Annotated in this window: 19 protein-coding genes; 11 read left to right on the plus strand and 8 right to left on the minus strand. The window is 71.7% G+C overall.

Annotated features, from left to right (window positions below; genetic code table 11):
- The first annotated feature begins 13 nt into the window (after positions 1-13).
- The 4 genes from QZX64_RS08905 to QZX64_RS08920 are packed head-to-tail and all read left to right on the plus strand — an operon-like array spanning position 14 to position 3,335.
- Entirely contained in the window at positions 14-571 is a 558-nt protein-coding gene (locus QZX64_RS08905; RefSeq protein ID WP_295658486.1) for a YqgE/AlgH family protein, read from the plus strand.
- A gap of 15 nt (positions 572-586) precedes the next feature.
- Positions 587-877 (plus strand): DUF3039 domain-containing protein, encoded by a 291-nt coding sequence (locus QZX64_RS08910; RefSeq protein WP_295658488.1) that lies wholly within the window; start codon positions 587-589, stop codon positions 875-877.
- 44 nt (positions 878-921) lie between these two features.
- A complete protein-coding gene (locus QZX64_RS08915; protein ID WP_366558534.1) occupies positions 922-2,670 on the plus strand; it encodes a DEAD/DEAH box helicase in 1,749 nt (582 codons plus the stop codon).
- A 26-nt stretch (positions 2,671-2,696) separates the two neighbouring features.
- Positions 2,697-3,335, plus strand: a complete 639-nt coding sequence (locus tag QZX64_RS08920) for an IclR family transcriptional regulator (protein ID WP_295658491.1) — start codon at positions 2,697-2,699, stop codon at positions 3,333-3,335.
- Positions 3,336-3,344: 9 nt separating this feature from the next.
- Here QZX64_RS08920 and QZX64_RS08925 read toward each other — a convergent pair whose 3' ends face one another.
- The gene (locus QZX64_RS08925) at positions 3,345-3,809 is read right to left on the minus strand and encodes an Lrp/AsnC family transcriptional regulator (protein ID WP_295658492.1); all 465 of its coding nucleotides are present in this window, start codon (positions 3,807-3,809) and stop codon (positions 3,345-3,347) included.
- An 82-nt stretch (positions 3,810-3,891) separates the two neighbouring features.
- Here QZX64_RS08925 and hppD point away from each other — a divergent pair, with 82 nt between their 5' ends.
- Both hppD and QZX64_RS08935 read left to right on the plus strand, forming a co-directional pair.
- Entirely contained in the window at positions 3,892-5,124 is a 1,233-nt protein-coding gene (gene hppD, locus QZX64_RS08930) for a 4-hydroxyphenylpyruvate dioxygenase (protein ID WP_295658494.1), read from the plus strand.
- A 26-nt stretch (positions 5,125-5,150) separates the two neighbouring features.
- Entirely contained in the window at positions 5,151-5,687 is a 537-nt protein-coding gene (locus tag QZX64_RS08935; RefSeq protein ID WP_295658495.1) for a DUF1697 domain-containing protein, read from the plus strand.
- Positions 5,688-5,693: 6 nt separating this feature from the next.
- Here the strand turns inward: QZX64_RS08935 and QZX64_RS08940 are convergent, their stop codons facing one another.
- Together QZX64_RS08940 and QZX64_RS08945 are read right to left on the minus strand one after the other, a co-directional pair.
- Complete coding sequence (locus tag QZX64_RS08940) at positions 5,694-7,268, minus strand: peptide chain release factor 3 (RefSeq protein ID WP_295658496.1); 1,575 nt, start codon at positions 7,266-7,268, stop codon at positions 5,694-5,696.
- 15 nt (positions 7,269-7,283) lie between these two features.
- Positions 7,284-7,838 carry a GNAT family N-acetyltransferase gene (locus tag QZX64_RS08945; protein ID WP_295658497.1) on the minus strand — a complete coding sequence of 185 codons (555 nt, stop codon included), beginning with the start codon at positions 7,836-7,838 and terminating at the stop codon, positions 7,284-7,286.
- A 100-nt stretch (positions 7,839-7,938) separates the two neighbouring features.
- On the opposite strand from QZX64_RS08945, the gene QZX64_RS08950 reads away from it, so the two are divergent.
- Positions 7,939-9,759, plus strand: a complete 1,821-nt coding sequence (locus QZX64_RS08950) for a bifunctional UDP-sugar hydrolase/5'-nucleotidase (protein ID WP_295658498.1) — start codon at positions 7,939-7,941, stop codon at positions 9,757-9,759.
- 143 nt (positions 9,760-9,902) lie between these two features.
- Entirely contained in the window at positions 9,903-10,838 is a 936-nt protein-coding gene (locus tag QZX64_RS08955) for a manganese catalase family protein (protein ID WP_295658499.1), read from the plus strand.
- A 39-nt stretch (positions 10,839-10,877) separates the two neighbouring features.
- On the opposite strand, the gene QZX64_RS08960 is transcribed toward QZX64_RS08955, so the two are convergent.
- From QZX64_RS08960 to QZX64_RS08980, 5 genes are all read right to left on the minus strand, one after another.
- Complete coding sequence (locus tag QZX64_RS08960; protein WP_295658501.1) at positions 10,878-11,627, minus strand: amino acid ABC transporter ATP-binding protein; 750 nt, start codon at positions 11,625-11,627, stop codon at positions 10,878-10,880.
- Positions 11,624-12,424 carry an amino acid ABC transporter permease gene (locus tag QZX64_RS08965; RefSeq protein WP_295658502.1) on the minus strand — a complete coding sequence of 267 codons (801 nt, stop codon included), beginning with the start codon at positions 12,422-12,424 and terminating at the stop codon, positions 11,624-11,626. Before QZX64_RS08965 ends, QZX64_RS08960 begins: the two co-directional genes overlap by 4 nt.
- Before the next feature lies 1 nt (position 12,425).
- Complete coding sequence (locus QZX64_RS08970) at positions 12,426-13,232, minus strand: transporter substrate-binding domain-containing protein (protein WP_295658503.1); 807 nt, start codon at positions 13,230-13,232, stop codon at positions 12,426-12,428.
- Positions 13,233-13,356: 124 nt separating this feature from the next.
- Positions 13,357-13,926: a nicotinamidase gene (locus QZX64_RS08975; RefSeq protein ID WP_295658504.1), complete on the minus strand. Its 570-nt coding sequence runs from the start codon at positions 13,924-13,926 to the stop codon at positions 13,357-13,359.
- A 119-nt stretch (positions 13,927-14,045) separates the two neighbouring features.
- Positions 14,046-15,338 (minus strand): nicotinate phosphoribosyltransferase, encoded by a 1,293-nt coding sequence (locus tag QZX64_RS08980; protein WP_295658505.1) that lies wholly within the window; start codon positions 15,336-15,338, stop codon positions 14,046-14,048.
- Positions 15,339-15,373: 35 nt separating this feature from the next.
- Here QZX64_RS08980 and clpS point away from each other — a divergent pair, with 35 nt between their 5' ends.
- The 3 genes from clpS to QZX64_RS08995 are packed head-to-tail and all read left to right on the plus strand — an operon-like array spanning position 15,374 to position 16,738.
- A complete protein-coding gene (clpS, locus tag QZX64_RS08985) occupies positions 15,374-15,670 on the plus strand; it encodes an ATP-dependent Clp protease adapter ClpS (protein WP_295658506.1) in 297 nt (98 codons plus the stop codon).
- Positions 15,671-15,686: 16 nt separating this feature from the next.
- On the plus strand, positions 15,687-16,271 hold the full coding sequence (locus tag QZX64_RS08990; protein WP_295658507.1) for a DUF2017 domain-containing protein: 585 nt from the start codon (positions 15,687-15,689) through the stop codon (positions 16,269-16,271).
- Positions 16,268-16,738: an NUDIX domain-containing protein gene (locus QZX64_RS08995; RefSeq protein WP_295658508.1), complete on the plus strand. Its 471-nt coding sequence runs from the start codon at positions 16,268-16,270 to the stop codon at positions 16,736-16,738. Before QZX64_RS08990 ends, QZX64_RS08995 begins: the two co-directional genes overlap by 4 nt.
- The last annotated feature ends 1 nt before the right edge of the window (position 16,739 follow it).

The following is a 16,739-nucleotide window of genomic DNA, read 5'->3' on the forward strand; positions in this document are numbered from 1 at the left end:
GCATGATGGATCCATGACCGAGGTGGCAACGGGCTCACTGCTGGTGGCCACTCCTGTGCTGGTCGACCCCAACTTCGCCGACACCGTCGTCCTGATGCTCGACGTGGGCGAGGACGGCGCCCTCGGCGTGGTGCTCAACCGGCCCACCCCGGTGCTCGTCGCCGAGGTGCTCGCCGAGTGGCGCGACGTCGTCGCGGAGCCCGAGGTCCTCTTCCGCGGCGGCCCGGTCAACACCGAGGGGGCGTTGGCGGTGGGGCGTCTCGCCGACACCGACGACGTGCCGGTGGGCTTCCGCGAGGTCTTCGGCGACCTGGGCGTGGTCGACCTCGACACCCCGCTGGAGCTCCTCGAGGGCTCGCTGGCCGGCCTGCGGATCTTCGCGGGGTACGCCGGCTGGGGCACCGGGCAGGTGGAGCAGGAGATCGCCCAGGGCGACTGGTACGTCGTCCCGTCCGAGGTGGCCGACGTCTTCCGGGTCGATCCGACCGACCTGTGGCGCGACGTCCTGCGCCGCCAGCCCGGCGAGCTGGCCTGGCACTCGACGCGTCCTCTCGATCCCGAGCTCAACTGACCTACACTGCTGCCAATGAGCACCATCGGCTTCTCTCCCGGCACCAGCACCGTCGAGGACACCCGCACGGTCCCCACCGACGACGGCGACCACGAGCGCTTCTCCCACTACGTGCCCAAGGACAAGCTCACCGAGGCGATGGTGATGGGCACCCCCGTCATCGCCCTGTGCGGCAAGGTCTGGGTGCCCAGCCGGGCGCCGGAGAAGTACCCCGTCTGCCCGGAGTGCAAGGAGATCTGGGAGTCGATGAAGCCGGGTGGCGGCAAGGGCGACGGCGACAAGGGTGACGGGAGCCCGAAGGCGTGACGGGACGGCACGACGCCGTCCCACCCGAGTCCGCTCCCCAGCCGGTGCTGTCACCGGCCTGGCCGGAGCGTGCGGCGTGGGGCACGGCGCCCTCCTTGCGCGCCTGGCAGAACGCGGCGATGGCGAAGTACGTCGAGGAGTCGCCGCGCGACTTCCTCGCCGTGGCCACCCCGGGCGCCGGCAAGACGACCTTCGCCCTGACCGTGGCCGCCGAGCTGCTCGGGCGCCGCATCGTCGACCGCGTGACCGTGGTCGCTCCCACCGAGCACCTCAAGGTGCAGTGGGCGGAGGCCGCTGCGCGGGCGGGCATCCCGATCGACCCGACGTACGCCGCGGGCAAGGGGAGGACGTCGGGCGACTACGTCGGCATCGCCGTCACCTACGCCGGCGTCGCGGTCAACCCGCTGGCGATGCGGATCCGCACCGAGAACTTCAAGACGCTGGTCATCCTCGACGAGGTGCACCACGCCGGCGACGCGCTGTCGTGGGGCGAGGGCGTGCGCGAGGCCTTCCAGCCCGCCGCGCGACGCCTGGCGCTGACGGGCACGCCGTTCCGCTCGGACGTGAACCCCATCCCGTTCGTCACCTACGCGCCCGGGCCCGACGGCATCCCGCGCTCGGCGGCCGACTACACCTACGGCTACGCCCACGCGCTGGCCGACCACGTCGTGCGGCCGGTGCTCTTCCTGGCCTACTCCGGGGAGATGAGCTGGCGCACCCGGGCCGGGGACGAGATCGCCGCCCGGCTCGGCGAGCCGCTGACCAAGGACATGACCGCCCAGGCGCTGCGCACCGCGCTGGACCCCGCCGGGTCGTGGATGCCGGCGGTGCTGGAGGCCGCCGACACCCGCCTCTCCGAGGTCCGCCGCCACATGCCCGACGCCGGCGGCCTGGTCATCGCCGGCGACCAGGACGCCGCCCGGGCCTACGCCGCCCTGCTGAAGAGGATCACCGGCCGGTCGCCGGTCGTGGTGCTCTCGGACGAGAAGGCGTCGTCGAGGAAGATCGCTGCGTTCACCGAGTCCGACGACCGCTGGATGGTCGCCGTGCGGATGGTGTCCGAGGGCGTCGACGTGCCGCGCCTGGCGGTCGGCGTGTGGGCGACCACGACCGGGACGCCGCTGTACTTCGCCCAGGCCGTCGGCCGCTTCGTGCGCGCCCGGGCCCGGGGCGAGACGGCGTCGGTGTTCCTGCCGTCGGTGCCGCACCTGCTGGGCTACGCCTCGGAGATGGAGGTGGAGCGCGACCACGTGCTCGGCCGCCGCATCACCGACGACCACGACGTCTTCGCCGCCGAGAACGACCTGCTGGCCCAGGCCCAGGCGGGGGAGGCGGGCTCGGCCGAGCTCGAGGGCCTGCCCTTCGAGGCGCTCGGGTCGACGGCGTCCTTCGACCGGGTGCTCTACGACGGCGGCGAGTTCGGGCACGCCGGCGAGGTCCACGTGGGCTCGGAGGAGGAGATGGACTTCCTCGGCATCCCCGGCCTGCTCGAGCCCGACCAGGTGCGCGAGCTGCTGCACACGCGGCAGAGCGAGCGCGCGGCCCGCCAGAGGGCCGCCCCGCCGCCGGACACGGTCGCGGAGGTGTCGACCCACGAGCAGCTCGCCGTCCTGCGCCGCGAGCTCAACGGCCTGGTCGCCGCCTGGTTCCACCGCACGGGCCAGCCGCACGGCGTGACGCACGCGGCGCTGCGCAAGGAGTGCGGCGGGCCGGCCGCCGCCGTGGCCACCGCCGAGCAGCTCCACGCACGCATCGACGCCGTGCGCGACTGGGCGGTCCGCAAGACCTCCTGAGCGGTGTCGCGGGTCTACCCTGCGGTATGGCCGCCGAGACGTCGCAGACGCTGGACCGGGGCCTACGGGTGCTGTCGGTGCTCGCCGAGTCCCACGACGGTCTCACGGTGACCGAGCTCGCCGCCGCGCTGGGCGTCAACCGCACGGTGGTCTACCGGCTGGTCGCGACGCTCGAGCAGCACGGCCTGGTGCGCCGAGACGTCCGTGCCCGGCTCCACGTCGGCCTCGGTGTCCTGCACCTCGCCTCCGCGGTCCAGCCGGTGCTGCGCGAGCAGGCGGCGCCGGTGCTGCGCCAGCTGGCCGAGACCCTGGGCTGCACCGCCCACCTGACCGTCGCCGACGGCGACGAGGCGCTGGCGCTGGCCGTGGTGGAGCCGTCGTGGACCGACTTCCACGTCTCCTACCGCATCGGGGCCCGGCACCCGCTCGTCCAGGGAGCGGCCGGCAAGGCGATCCTGCTCGGCCGCGACGGCGGCGCCGCGGCGTACGTCGTGACGACCGGCGAGCTGCAGTCGGGGGCGCACGGCCTGGCCGCGCCCGTGCGGGGCGTCGAGGGGCTCGAGGCCTCGGTCGGCATCGTCACCCTCGGCGGCGCCATCGACGACACGGTGGTGTCGCCGCGGGTGCTGGCGGCCACCCGCGAGATCGCCGACCGCCTGCGCTGAGGGCGCGGGTCAGCGCTCGATCGAGGCCAGGGCCAGGGGCAGCACCCGGTAGGGGACCTGTGCCGCCAGGGTGATGACCGTCGAGCTGCGCACGATCGCCGGGCTGTCGAGCACCAGGTCGATGACCCGCTGCAGGTCGGCGTTCGACCGGGCGACCACGCGGGCCCACATGTCGCCGACGCCGGTGATCGTGTGCGCCTCCAGGACCTCCGGGATCTGCTCGAGGTGCCTGGCCACGGTGTCGTGGCCGGCGCCCTGCCGGATCTCCAGGGTGAGGAAGGCGGTGACCGGGTAGCCGAGCGCCTCGGCGGACAGGTCCGGACCCCAGCCGGTGATGACGCCGCTGGCCTCCAGCTTGTCCAGGCGGGCCTGCACGGTGCCGCGGGCGACGCCGAGCCGGCGGGAGGCCTCCAGGACGCCGATGCGCGGCTCGGTGGCGAACAGATCGGTCAACCTGGCGTCGAGATCGTCCACAAGCCCTCCTCCGGGTAGGCAAACTGCACAGCGTTTCGACGTACTCTTGCACACTCTGCGTTCCACCGGCATCCTGCCAACCATGACGACCGACATCGCCTCGACCGGCGGAGCCCTGACAGCTGAGGAGATGAAGGCCGACCTGACGCTGGAGCAGCTGCGCCAGCTCGTGGGCCTGGTGGAGTACGACGCGCAGAGCGACCAGTTCCCGGTGACCGGCTGGGACGCCATCGTGTTCGTCGTCGGCAACGCCACCCAGGCCGCCCACTACTACGCCAGCGCGTGGGGCATGGAGCTCGTCGCCTACTCCGGCCCCGAGAACGGCAACCGCGACCACAAGTCGTTCGTGATGAAGTCGGGCTCGATCAAGTTCGTGCTCAACGGCGCCGTCAGCCCCGACAGCCCGCTCATCGAGCACCACGCCCGCCACGGCGACGGCGTCGTGGACATCGCCCTCGAGGTGCCCGACGTCGACCAGTGCATCCGCCAGGCCGTCTCCGCCGGCGCCACGGTCGTGCGCGAGCCCGAGACCCTCACCGACGAGCACGGCTCGGTGAGGATCGCCGCCATCGCGACGTACGGCGAGACCCGGCACACCCTGGTGCAGCGCACCGTCGACGGGCAGACCTACGCCGGCCCCTACCTGCCGGGGTACGCCGCCACCGCCCCGCGCTGGGTCACCCGCGAGGGGCAGCCCAAGCGCCTCTTCCAGGCCCTCGACCACATCGTCGGCAACGTCGAGCTGGGGCGGATGGATGAGTGGGTCGGCTTCTACAACCGGGTCATGGGCTTCGTGAACATGGCCGAGTTCATCGGCGACGACATCGCCACCGACTACTCCGCGCTGATGAGCAAGGTCGTCGCCAACGGCAACCACCGGGTGAAGTTCCCGCTCAACGAGCCGGCGATCGCGAAGAGGAAGTCGCAGATCGACGAGTACCTGGAGTTCTACGGCGGCCCCGGCGCCCAGCACCTGGCGCTGGCCACCAACGACATCCTGGCCACCGTCGACGCGCTGCGCGCCAACGGCGTGCAGTTCCTCGACACCCCCGACTCCTACTACGAGGACGCCGAGCTCCGGGACCGCATCGGTGAGGTCCGGGTGCCGATCGAGGAGCTCCAGAAGCGCAAGATCCTCGTCGACCGCGACGAGGACGGCTACCTGCTCCAGATCTTCACCAAGCCGCTGGGCGACCGCCCCACGGTGTTCTTCGAGCTCATCGAGCGCCACGGCTCCCTCGGCTTCGGCAAGGGCAACTTCAAGGCGCTCTTCGAGGCCATCGAGCGCGAGCAGGACGTCCGCGGCAACCTCTGAGCCCGACCGTGCGGCAGACTCCACCCATGCCGACGTACGTCGCGTTCCTGCGCGCCATCAACCTGGGGGCCACGCGGAAGTTCCCCAAGGACGACATCAGGCGCTGCACCGAGTCCATCGGTGCGACCGGCGTCGCGACCCACATCAACACCGGGAACGTGCTGCTGACCACGCCGATGCGCTCCCGCACCAGGATCGAGGCGGCGCTCGAGAGCGCCTACGAGGCGGACCGGGGCTTCGCGGTGCCGACGATGGTGTTCACGCCGGGCGAGCTGCTCGGCATCGCCGAGGACGCCGGCGCGCTGCGCTCCGAGCTGCCGCCGGAGACGCACTACGTCACGCTCTACAAGGCGCCGCCGGACCCGGCAGCCGTCCGGGCGGTCGAGGCCCTGGCGATCGAGGGCGAGACCGTGCGGGTGGTCGACCGCGGGGCACACGTGCTGCTGCAGCGCGGCTTCCACGAGGGTCGGGTGCTGAACACCCGGGAGTTCAAGGCGCTCGGCCAGGGCACCGCGCGCAACGTCACGGTCATCCGGGCGCTGGCCGCCAAGTGGTGCGGCTGAGCCCGCTCAGCCGCCGCTGGCGGGCAGCGGCTCCAGCAGCACCGTCGGGTGGTCGCGGGTGACGGTGTGGGCCCGCCACATGTCGGGGAAGAGTGCCAGGTGGGTGCCGTCGGCCCGGCGGAGGACCTCGACGCCCCGGATGCCCTTGAGCGCCTCCGCGCCGGCGGCGTCGGTGCGCCGCGCGACCGAGTAGGCGAGGTGCTCGAGCCGGATGGCGGCCCCGAACTCGCTCTCCATCCGCGCGGTGACGACCTCGAACTGCATGGGTCCGACCGCCGCGAGCACCGGGCTCTGGTCGCCGCGGAGGTCCGAGCGGAGCACCTGGACGACGCCCTCCTGGTCCATCTGCTCGATGCCCCGGCGGAACTGCTTGTAGCGGCCGGTGTCGGCGGCACGCGCCGACATGAAGTGCTCGGGGGCGAAGCTGGCGATCGGGGGGAACCGCACCTTGGCGCCGGTGTAGATCGTGTCGCCGACCCGCAGGGCGTTGGCGTTGACCAGGCCGACGATGTCGCCTGGGAAGGCCTGCTCGACCGAGGAGCGCTCGCGGCCGAAGACGGCCTGGGCGTACTTCGTGGCGAAGGGCTTGCCGGTCTCGCCGTGCTGCACCACCATGCCGCGCTCGAAGACGCCCGAGCACACGCGCGCGTAGGCCAGGCGGTCGCGGTGGGCTGAGTCCATGCCCGACTGCACCTTGAACACGAACGCGCTGAAGTCGTCCTCGACCGCCCGGGCGCTGCCGTCCACGGTGGGCGTCGGGCCGGGGGAGGGGGCGAGCTCGACCAGCACCTCGAGCAGCTGGGAGACGCCGAAGTTGAGCAGCGCCGAGGCGAAGAGGACCGGCGTGGTGGTGCCGCCGAGGAAGGAGTCGTGGTCGTGGTCGGCGCCGTCCATCGCCAGCAGGCCGTGCTCCTCGACCGCGACCGCCCACGCGTCGCCGGCGATCTCCGCGGCCCGCTCGGGACCCACCCGCTCCTCGGGCGCGCGGGTCGCGCCACCGGCGGTGCGCGTGTAGTGGACCAGGTCGTCGGTGCGCCGGTCGAGCACGCCGCGGAAGTCGCCCGCGACGCCCACCGGCCAGGTCAGCGGCGTGGGCCGCAACCCGATCTCCTTCTGGATCTCATCCATCAGCTGGAGCGGGTCGAGGCCGGGACGGTCCCACTTGTTGATCACGGTGATGACCGGGATGCCCCGCTGGGCGCACACCCGGAAGAGCTTGAGGGTCTGCGGCTCCAGCCCCTTGGCGGCGTCGACGAGCATCACCGCGGAGTCGACGGCCGAGAGCACGCGGTAGGTGTCCTCGGAGAAGTCGGCGTGGCCGGGGGTGTCGACCAGGTTGACGACGTGGTCGGCGTACTCGAACTGCAGGGCGGCGGAGGTGATCGAGATGCCGCGGGCGCGCTCCATCTCCATCCAGTCCGAGACCGTGCCGCGGCGGCCGGCCTTGCCGTGGACGGCGCCCGCCTCGGAGATCATCCGGGCGTGCAGGGCCATCGCCTCGGTGAGGGTGGACTTGCCGGCGTCGGGGTGGCTGATGACCGCGAAGGTGCGCCGGGGCCGGGCATCGGTCGGGGTGCTCACCGAGCAAGCCTACGGTCAGGCGGGGAGGCCGGACCCATCCGCGACCGCCTCGCCGCCGAGCCGCATCAGCAGCAGCGGCTGCTCCTCGGCGGGCAGCCAGTCCGGGCGCATCTCCCCGACGACCTCCCAGCCACGCCGGCGGTAGACGCTCAGCGCCCGCTCGTGGGCCTGCACCACGTCGAGCACGGGAAGGCGCCCGCGGCCGCGGGCCCAGTCGACGGCCGTGTCGAGCAGCCGCCCGCCGACTCCCGAGCCCTGGGCCCCGGTCGCGACGAACAGCACCGTGACGAGCGCCAGCTCCTCGACCGGCCGTCCGGTGGCCGCGGCGAAGGGCGCGGCCATGGCGCCCGCCACGCGGCTGAGGCTCACGTGGCCGATCGGGCGGCCGTCCACCCGGGCCACCCAGGCGGCCTCCTCGTGCTCGCGCACGAGGAACTGCTCGACGGGGAACGGCAGCGGCCACCGGAACGGGTAGCGCGAGGAGGGCTGCTGCTCGGCCAGCACGTCGGCGAGCACCGGCACGTCGGTGGGCTCGCGGGGCACGATCGAGACCTGCGGCAGCTCCGGCACGCGGCCAGTCTGCCCGACGTGCGAGGCCGGCTTGACTCCGCCGGTCGGGCAGGGTGTGATCGACGGCGGTCCACATGCGCATCGACTCTCGGGAGACCCCATGACCCAGGCACGCCCTGACCTGCCCGCCACCGGCCGCCGCGCCGTCCTCACCGGCACCGCCGCCCTCGCCGCCGCCGGCTACGCCGCCCCGGCGATGGCGCACCGCGGCGGGGGCCACGGCCCGCACCGCACCCGGCTGACCGTGCTGGGCACCACCGACCTGCACGGCAACGTCCTCAACTGGGACTACTTCAAGAACGCGGAGTACGACAACACGGCGAAGGACGACATCGGCGTCGCCAAGGTGGCCACGCTCGTCGCGGCGATGCGCCGGGAGCGGCGCGACGTCCCGTCGCTGCTCCTCGACGCGGGTGACACGATCCAGGGCACGCCGCTGGCGTACTACTACGCGCGGGTCGAGCCGATCACCGGCGGGGCGAAGCACCCGATGGCCGCCGCCATGAACCTGATGGACTACGACGCCGCGGCACTCGGCAACCACGAGTTCAACTACGGCCTGGACACCCTGCGGGCCTTCGAGGAGCAGCTGAACTTCCCGCTGCTCGGTGCCAACGCGGTCGACATCACGACCAAGCGGCCCGTCTTCCCGCCGTACCTGATCAAGACCTACCGCACCCGCCGCGGCCCGAAGCTCACCGTGGGCGTGCTGGGCCTGACCAATCCCGGCATCGCGATCTGGGACAAGGCCCACGTCGAGGGCCGCCTGGAGTTCCCGGGTCTGGTCGAGCAGGCGAGGAAGTACGTGCCCGAGATGAAGCGTCGCGGCTGCGACGTGGTGGTCATCTCCGCCCACAGCGGCGCCGAGACCAGCTCCTCGTACGGCGACGCGCTTCCGCCCGAGAACGCCTCGACCCTGGTCGCCGAGCAGGTGCCCGGAGTCGACGCGATCCTCGTCGGCCACGCGCACCAGGAGATCGCCGAGCGGTTCGTGACCAACAAGGTGACCGGGCGCGACGTGCTCCTGTGCGAGCCGAAGTACTGGGGCATGCGGCTGGCCGTCATGGACTTCGAGCTCGAGCAGCACCGCGGCGGCTGGCGCGTGGTCGAGGCGACGTCGCAGACGCTGAACTCCAACACGGTGCCCGAGCGCGCCGACGTGGCACGGGCGGTGCGCGCGCAGCACGACAAGGTGGTCGGCTACGTCAACTCGGTCATCGGCACCTCCGCCGCCGCCCTCTCTGCGGCACGGGCTGTCGTCGAGGACGTGCCGATCATCGACTTCATCCAGTACGTCCAGGCCGACGCGGTGAAGAGGGCCACCGGCACGGCGCTGCCGGTGCTCTCGATCGCGGCGCCGTTCAACCGGTCGGCGTCCTTCCCCGCCGGTCAGGTGACCTACCGCGACGTTGCCGGGCTCTACATCTTCGACAACACGCTGATCGGCGTCGAGGTGACCGGCGCGCAGGTCCGGGACTACCTGGAGTTCACGGCCGGCTACTTCAAGCAGGTCACCGGCACCGGCCCGTTCACCCTCGACCAGGTGACGAACCGGGTGACGGCCACGGCCCCCAACGGCACGCCCGACTACAACTTCGACTCGGTCGCCGGCCTGGACGCCGACCTGACGTACGAGATCGACATCGCCCAGCCCGTCGGCTCGCGGATCAAGGCCCTGGCCTACGCCGGCCAGCCGCTCGCGGCGGACCAGCGGTTCGTGATGGCGGTCAACAACTACCGCCAGAGCGGCGGCGGCGGCTTCCCGCACGTGTCGACCGCGCCGGTGGTCTACAACGCCCAGGTCGAGATCCGGCAGCTGATCGTCGACTGGGTGAGCGCCAACGGCGCCATCGACCCCGCGCAGTTCGCCTCGGTCGACTGGCGGCTGACCTCCGGCGGCCAGCCGATCACCGTCGGCTGACGCCCCGCCGGCGGCCCGGGCGCTGGTCCGAGGGCCGAGCCGCCGGCGGTACCTCTCTGGGGATGAGCCATGTCCCGTGCGGATCGTGGTGCTGTGGTGCTCCAGGGCCTCGTGGCCGGATCGCACCACCGAAGGAGTGCACCGTGTACCTGCACGTCGAAGAGCTCATCAACGAGATCGCGATCGACGAACCGGACCCCGCGGCGGCGAACGCCCTGCAGGAGGGGCTCGGCGGGCAGTTCGGGGAGATGCGCACCATGATGCAGTACCTCTTCCAGTCCATGAACTTCCGGGGAGACCCCTCCTCCAAGCCCTACAAGGACCTCCTCCAGGGCGTCGGCACCGAGGAGATCAGCCACGTCGAGCTGATCGGCACGACGATCTCCCGCCTGCTCGACGGGTCGCCCGGGTACAAGGGCAAGAAGGACGACCCCGTCGACAAGCCGGGCGCCAAGGGCGCGACCCCGCTGAAGATCGCGCTCGACCACAGCAACATCCACCACTACCTGGTGGGGGCCCAGGGTGCCCTGCCCGTGGACGCCGCCGGCAACCCGTGGTCGGGGTCCTACGTCTACAACAGCGGCAACCTCCCGCTGGACCTGCTCTACAACCTGATGCTGGAGTCCACCGGACGCCTGCAGAAGTGCCGCATCTACGAGATGACCGACAACAAGGCCGCGCGCTCGACCATCGCCTACCTCATCGTGCGCGACCAGGCCCATGAGAACGCCTTCGCCAAGGCCCTGGAGTCGCTCGGCGTCAACTGGGGGGCGCTGCTGCCCATCCCGAAGACGAACGCGGAGCAGTTCCCCGAGGTGAAGAAGCTGCTCGACAAGGGGCTGCAGAGCATCCAGTACACCTTCAACCGCGAGCAGACCAGCCAGGCGGCGAAGCTCTACCGCGGGGCGTCGCCGTCGAACGACGGCACGGAGCTGAGCACGGCCATCATGCCCGAGGGCGTGCCGATCACCATCTCCCCCGAGCGCAAGGAGGAGTTCAGCCCCGGCCTGGACCCCCAGCTCCTGGCGCTCATCCAGGCCACCGCCGAGGTGGAGCTGAAGACGGCGGAGCAGGGCTGAGCGCTGTGCTGCCCGCCCGGTCGGCCTCCGACCGGGCGGTCACAGCACCTTGGAGAGGAACGACTGCGTGCGGCGGTGCTGGGGGTTGGCGAGCACCTCGGCGGGGTCGCCCTCCTCGACGATGACGCCGCCGTCCATGAAGACCAGCTTGTCGCCGACCTCCCGGGCGAAGCCCATCTCGTGGGTGACCACCATCATCGTCATGCCCTCCGAGGCGAGGTCCTTCATGACCTCCAGCACGTCGCCGACGAGCTCGGGGTCCAGGGCGGAGGTGGGCTCGTCGAAGAGCATCATGTCGGGGTCCATCGACAGCGCCCGGGCGATGGCGACCCGCTGCTGCTGACCGCCGGAGAGGTGGGCGGGATAGGCGCCCTCGCGGTCCGCGAGACCCACCTTCTCGAGATTGCGGCGCGCGACCTGCACGGCCTCGTCCTTGCCCCGCCTCTTCACGTGCCGCTGGGCGATGACGAGGTTCTGCAGCACCGACATGTGCGGGAACAGGTTGAACTGCTGGAAGACCATCCCGATCCGCGAGCGGACCTGGTCGAGGTCGGTCTCGGGGTCGGTGATGTCGATGCCCTCGACCATGATCTGGCCCGACGTGGGCTCCTCGAGCCGGTTGACGCAGCGCAGCAGGGTCGACTTGCCCGAGCCGGACGGGCCGATCACGCACACGACCTGGCTGTCGTCGACGTGGAAGTCGATGCCCTTGAGCACCTCGTTGTCGCCGAAGTACTTGTGCAGGTCCTTGATGTCGATGGCGGGGACCTGGCCGGCTGCGGTGCTCATCGGGACCTCCGTTGACGTCTCTCGAGGTACGACACCAGCTGGGTGAGAGGGATCGTGATGATCAGGTACAGCACGGCCGCCTGGATGTAGCTGGTGGAGGTGCCGGCGGTCGGGCCGCTGGACACCGCGTCACGGGCCAGGGTGGTCAGCTCGCGCTGCTCGGCGAGGAAGCCGATGACGAAGAGCAGGGCGGTGTCCTTGATCAGCAGCACGAACTCGTTGGTCAGCGGCGGGATCACGATCCGGAACGCCTGGGGGAGCACGATGCTGACCGTCGTGCGCCCGGCGCTCATGCCCAGCGAGCGGGCTGCCTCGGTCTGCCCCTTCGGCACCGCCTGGATGCCGGCCCTGAGCGTCTCGGCCATGTAGGCGCCGGCGATCAGGACCAGCCCGATGACGCCGGCGCCGACCGAGCCCCCTGGCGGCGTCCACTGGAAGGCGATCGGGATGCCGAACGCCATGAACAGGATGACCAGGAGGGCGGGCAGGCCGCGGAAGAGCTCGACGTAGGCCGTGGCGAGCCAGCGGTAGGGGCCCAGCGGCGAGAGCCGCATGAGCGCCAGGACCACCGCGAGGGCGAGACCGCCGAAGAACGCGATCGCGGTGTAGATCAGGGTGTTCTTCACCCCGACCGTGAAGAGCTCCTTCCAGGCCTCGGCGCTGTCGAAGCCCCCGGGCGCGAAGAAGTTCGCCCGGATGGCGTCCCAGTCGGCGACCAGGGCCAGCAGCAGGACCAGCCCCAGCAGGACGGCGTACAGGACCGCCTGCGTGAGCCGGCGCCGGGTGGAACGCTTCATGTCATTCGGCGACGGCGAAGTAGGTGTTGTAGATCTCGTCGTACGAGCCGTCCTCGCGCATCGTGGTCAGCTGCTCGTTGACCGCGTCGACGAGGGAGGTGTTGCCCTTCTTCATCGCCAGGCCGTACTGCTCGTCGGTCTTGTAGGTCTCCACGACGGTGAAGCCGCCGTCCTTCTCGTGGTCGAGGTTGACCGGCAGGTCCTGCAGCAGCGCGTCCACCTGGCCGGCCTTGATGGCCTGGAACATCTCGGCGTCGGAGGGGAAGGAGACGATCTCGGCGCCCGGCGCGTTCTCCTCGGTGTAGGCCTTGCCGGTCGTGCCCTGCTGGACGCCGACGCTGACGCCGTCGAGGTCGTCGATCGAGGCGATGTCGGAGCCCTCGGGCACCAGCAGCGACTGCTCGGAGTCGTAGTAGCCGTCGGAGAACTCGAGTGCCGCCTTGCGGTCCTCGGTGATGGTCATCGCGCTGGCGGCCAGGTCGCACTGGCCGGCGTTGAGCGCCTGGCCGCTCTGCAGGCCGTCGAAGGAGGAGTCCTTGACCGACAGCTCGACCTTCATGCCGTCGGCGATCGCCTGCACGATGTCGATGTCGAAGCCGGTGAAGCCGGACGGGGAGGACTCGTCGAAGTCCTCGAACGGCGGGTAGGGGACGTCGGAGCAGACGGTGAGGGTGCCGCTCTGGATGAGCGTGGGGCCGGACCCGGCACCGGTGTCGGTCCCGGCGTCGGTCGAGCCGTCGTCGGAGCCGCAGCCGGCCAGGGAGAGGGCGAGGATGGTGGCGGCGACCGCCGACAGAGTGCGCTTCATGGGGGGCACCCTATCCATGTCGGATCACACCCCACGGGAGCCGGGCCGACGGCGTTCGCACCAGGCGGCCGGGCGCGGCCCGCGGCGGCGCCGCTGACCGCCGCCATCGACGGCGCGACCGAGGTCAGGCGATGGTGACGCCCGCCTCCCTCATCTGTGCCAGCGCCGCCTCGGTGGTCTCGGGCGCCACCCCGGCGCACAGGCCGCCGAGCACCCGCGTGGAGAAGCCCTCGGCCACGGCGTCGAGCGCGGTCGCGCGCACGCAGTGGTCGGTGGCCAGACCGCACACGTCGACCTCGGTGACGCCGCGCTCACGCAGCCAGTCGGCGAGCGGGACGCCGTCGGCCGCGCCCTCGAAGCCGCTGTACGCCGCCTCGTGCTCGCCCTTGCGGAACACCGCGTCGAGGGGCTCGGGGTCCAGGTCCGGGTGGAACCGGACGCCCTCGGTGCCGACCCGGCAGTGCACCGGCCAGGACTCCACGAAGTCGGGCTGGGCCGACCAGTGCGCACCCGGGTCGACGTGGTGGTCCTGGGTGGCGACCGCGTGCGCGTAGTCCGGCGCATCCTCGCCGCGCTGCGACCAGCGGTGCAGCAGGGCGGAGATGTCGCCCGCCACCCGCGCACCGCCCTCGACCGGCAGGGACCCGCCCTCGCAGAAGTCGTTCTGGACATCGACGACGATCAATGCTCGCATGGCACGAGGCTATCCAGCCGACGATGGCGCTCGCACGTGGGTGGCGTCGCCGTGGCGGACTCCGCGCGGGCGGCCTCGCGCAGCGGGATGACGTCGCGGGTCGTGGTCACGGCCGGCCCTCAGTCCTGGTGCAGGGTCGGGATGACCGGCTCGCCGCGGCTCATCTGCTGGGCGGCCATGGGGAGCTCGGCGCGGGCGGCGGCGTGCCGGGCGCGGGCGTCCTCGAGCGGCTCCCGGCCGACGACCTCGCCGGCGGAGACCAGGGGCACCAGCAGGGCGCGGTCGTCGCCGTCGTCGAGCGGCGCCTCGCCGATGCCGACGACCTCCGCCTCGGCCGTCCCGCGGGCGTTGCGCCGGCGCAGGGCGTACTTGCGGCCCCCGATGGAGACCTTGTCCTTGCTCCTCTTCGCCACCGACTCCATCTGGCCGGAGGCGTCGGCGCGGGAGACGAGCTTGTAGACGAAGCCGCACGTGGGGTGCCCGGAGCCGGTGACGAGCTGGGTGCCGACGCCGTAGCCGTCGACGGGCGCGGCGGCGAGGGAGGCGATGGCGTGCTCGTCGAGGTCGCTGGTGACCACGATCCGCGTCCCGGTCGCGCCGAGGCCGTCGAGCTGCTCGCGCACCTGGTGGGCCAGCACGCCGAGGTCACCGGAGTCCAGGCGCACGGCGCCGAGCTCGGGCCCGGCGATCTCGACCCCGAGCCGCACCGCCTCGGCGATGTCGTAGGTGTCGACGAGCAGTGTCGTGCCGCGGCCCAGCGACTCGACCTGCGCGGTGAAGGCGTCCTTCTCGGAGTCGTGCAGCAGGGTGAAGGAGTGGGCCGACGTGCCCGTCGTCGGGACGCCGTACCGCTGCCGGGCGGCGAGGTTGGAGGTCGCCTGGAAGCCGCAGATGTACGCCGCCCGGGCGGACGCCACGGCCGCCTCCTCGTGCGTGCGCCGCGAGCCCATCTCGATGCACGGCCGTGAGCCCGCCGCCCGGGTCATCCGGGAGGCGGCGGAGGCGATCGCGGAGTCGTGGTTGTAGATCGAGAGGAGCAGCGTCTCCAGCAGCACCGCCTCGGCGAAGGACGACTCGACCACCACCAGCGGCGAGTAGGGGAGGAACACCTCGCCCTCGGCGTACCCCCAGATGTCGCCGGTGAACTCGTAGTCGGCCAGCCACGCCAGTGTCTGCTCGTCGACGACCCGCCCCTCGTCGAGGACCCCGAGCACCTCGTCGTCGAAGCGGAACGCCTCGAAGGCGTCCAGTGCGCGGCCGACGCCGGCGACGACGCCGTAGCGGCGGCCCTCGGGGAGGCGGCGCGGGAAGAGCTCGAACACCGCGCGGCGCTCGGCGGTGCCGGCGTGCAGGGCGGCCTGGAGCATGGTGAGCTCGTAGTGGTCGGTGAGCAGGGCGGTCGAGTCCGTCACGGGGGCAACAGTAGGGGTGTGCCACCATGACCTCCGTGTCAGCCGCCAGCCCTGTCGAGGTCGACCCGACCCTGACGCCCGACGAGATCACCTTCCTCGCCAAGCCCTGGGTCACCATCGTGTGGAACGACCCGGTGAACCTGATGTCCTACGTCAGCTACGTCTTCCAGACCTACTTCGGCTACACCAAGGCCAAGTCCGAGAAGCTGATGATGGAGGTGCACGAGGACGGACGGTCGGTCGTGAGCACCGGCACGCGCGAGGAGATGGAGCGCGACGTGCAGGCGATGCACGAGTACGGCCTGTGGGCCACCATGGAGAAGAGCTCGTGAGCGGGGGGAGCGTCTCGTGAACGGGTTCGAGCGGCACCGCCGCAGCGGCGCGGTCATCGCGAACTTCTCCGGCTTCGAGGCCGACCTGCTGCGCTCGCTGGCATCCCAGATCGTCGAGCTGCTGCGCAACGAGGCCGCCGTGCCGCCGGATGCGCAGGACCCGTTCGAGGCGATGATGGACTTCTCCGGGCCGACCTCGGAGCCCGACGACCCGGTGCTCAAGCGGCTCTTCCCCTCGGCGTACCCCGACGACGAGGAGGCCGCCTCGGAGTTCCGCCGCTTCACCGAGGGCACGCTGCGCGACGGCAAGGCCAACGCCGCGATCGCGATCATCGACCGGCTCGAGGAGGCCGGGCTGCCGCCGCACCTGAGCGAGCAGGGGCTGGTCATCGACGTCGAGCTCGACGAGGAGACGGCCCAGATGTGGCTGCGCTCCTTCACCGACATCCGGCTGGCCATCGCGACCCGGCTCGACGTCGAGGACGGCGACGAGGAGTACTGGTACTCCCTGCCCGACGACGACCCGCGCTCCCAGGCGCACGACATCTACGAGTGGGTGGGCTGGCTGCAGGAGACCCTGGTCAGGGCGCTGACCGAGTGAGCCCGATCCCCGACTTCATCGTCGAGCTGCGGCAGGTGGTGGGCAACCGCCTGCTCTGGATGCCGGCCGTCACCGCGGTGGTCCGCCGCGCCGACGAGGTCCTGCTGGTCCGGCGCGCCGACAACGGCGCCTGGACGCCGGTCACCGGCATCATCGACCCCGGCGAGGAGCCGGCCGTGTGCGCGGCCCGCGAGGCGATGGAGGAGGCGTGCGTGTCCATCCGCGTGGACCGGCTCGTGATGACCAGCGTGCACCCCGAGGTGGTCTACGACAACGGCGACCGGGCGTCGTACCTCGACCTGACGTTCGCCTGCACGTGGCTGGAGGGGGAGGCGCGCGTCGGCGACGACGAGTCGACCGACGTGCGCTGGTGGCCGGTCGACGGGCTGCCGCCGATGAGCGAGCGGATGCGGGAGCGCATCGAGGCGGCCCTCGGCGACGAGCGCGAGGCCCGCTTCATCGGCTGAG

It is taken from the genome of uncultured Nocardioides sp., assembly GCF_902805925.1.
Taxonomy (GTDB): Bacteria; Actinomycetota; Actinomycetes; order Propionibacteriales; family Nocardioidaceae; genus Nocardioides.

What these genes read in the sequence shown, in the direction of transcription:
- hppD (WP_295658494.1), top strand. Translation starts at nt 3,892, where the DNA reads ATGACGACCGACATCGCCTCGACCGGCGGAGCCCTGACAGCTGAGGAG.
- QZX64_RS08960 (WP_295658501.1), bottom strand. Translation starts at nt 11,627, where the DNA reads ATGAGCACCGCAGCCGGCCAGGTCCCCGCCATCGACATCAAGGACCTG.
- QZX64_RS08950 (WP_295658498.1), top strand. Translation starts at nt 7,939, where the DNA reads ATGACCCAGGCACGCCCTGACCTGCCCGCCACCGGCCGCCGCGCCGTC.
- QZX64_RS08975 (WP_295658504.1), bottom strand. Translation starts at nt 13,926, where the DNA reads ATGCGAGCATTGATCGTCGTCGATGTCCAGAACGACTTCTGCGAGGGC.
- QZX64_RS08920 (WP_295658491.1), top strand. Translation starts at nt 2,697, where the DNA reads ATGGCCGCCGAGACGTCGCAGACGCTGGACCGGGGCCTACGGGTGCTG.
- QZX64_RS08965 (WP_295658502.1), bottom strand. Translation starts at nt 12,424, where the DNA reads ATGAAGCGTTCCACCCGGCGCCGGCTCACGCAGGCGGTCCTGTACGCC.
- QZX64_RS08970 (WP_295658503.1), bottom strand. Translation starts at nt 13,232, where the DNA reads ATGAAGCGCACTCTGTCGGCGGTCGCCGCCACCATCCTCGCCCTCTCC.
- QZX64_RS08910 (WP_295658488.1), top strand. Translation starts at nt 587, where the DNA reads ATGAGCACCATCGGCTTCTCTCCCGGCACCAGCACCGTCGAGGACACC.
- QZX64_RS08935 (WP_295658495.1), top strand. Translation starts at nt 5,151, where the DNA reads ATGCCGACGTACGTCGCGTTCCTGCGCGCCATCAACCTGGGGGCCACG.
- QZX64_RS08905 (WP_295658486.1), top strand. Translation starts at nt 14, where the DNA reads ATGACCGAGGTGGCAACGGGCTCACTGCTGGTGGCCACTCCTGTGCTG.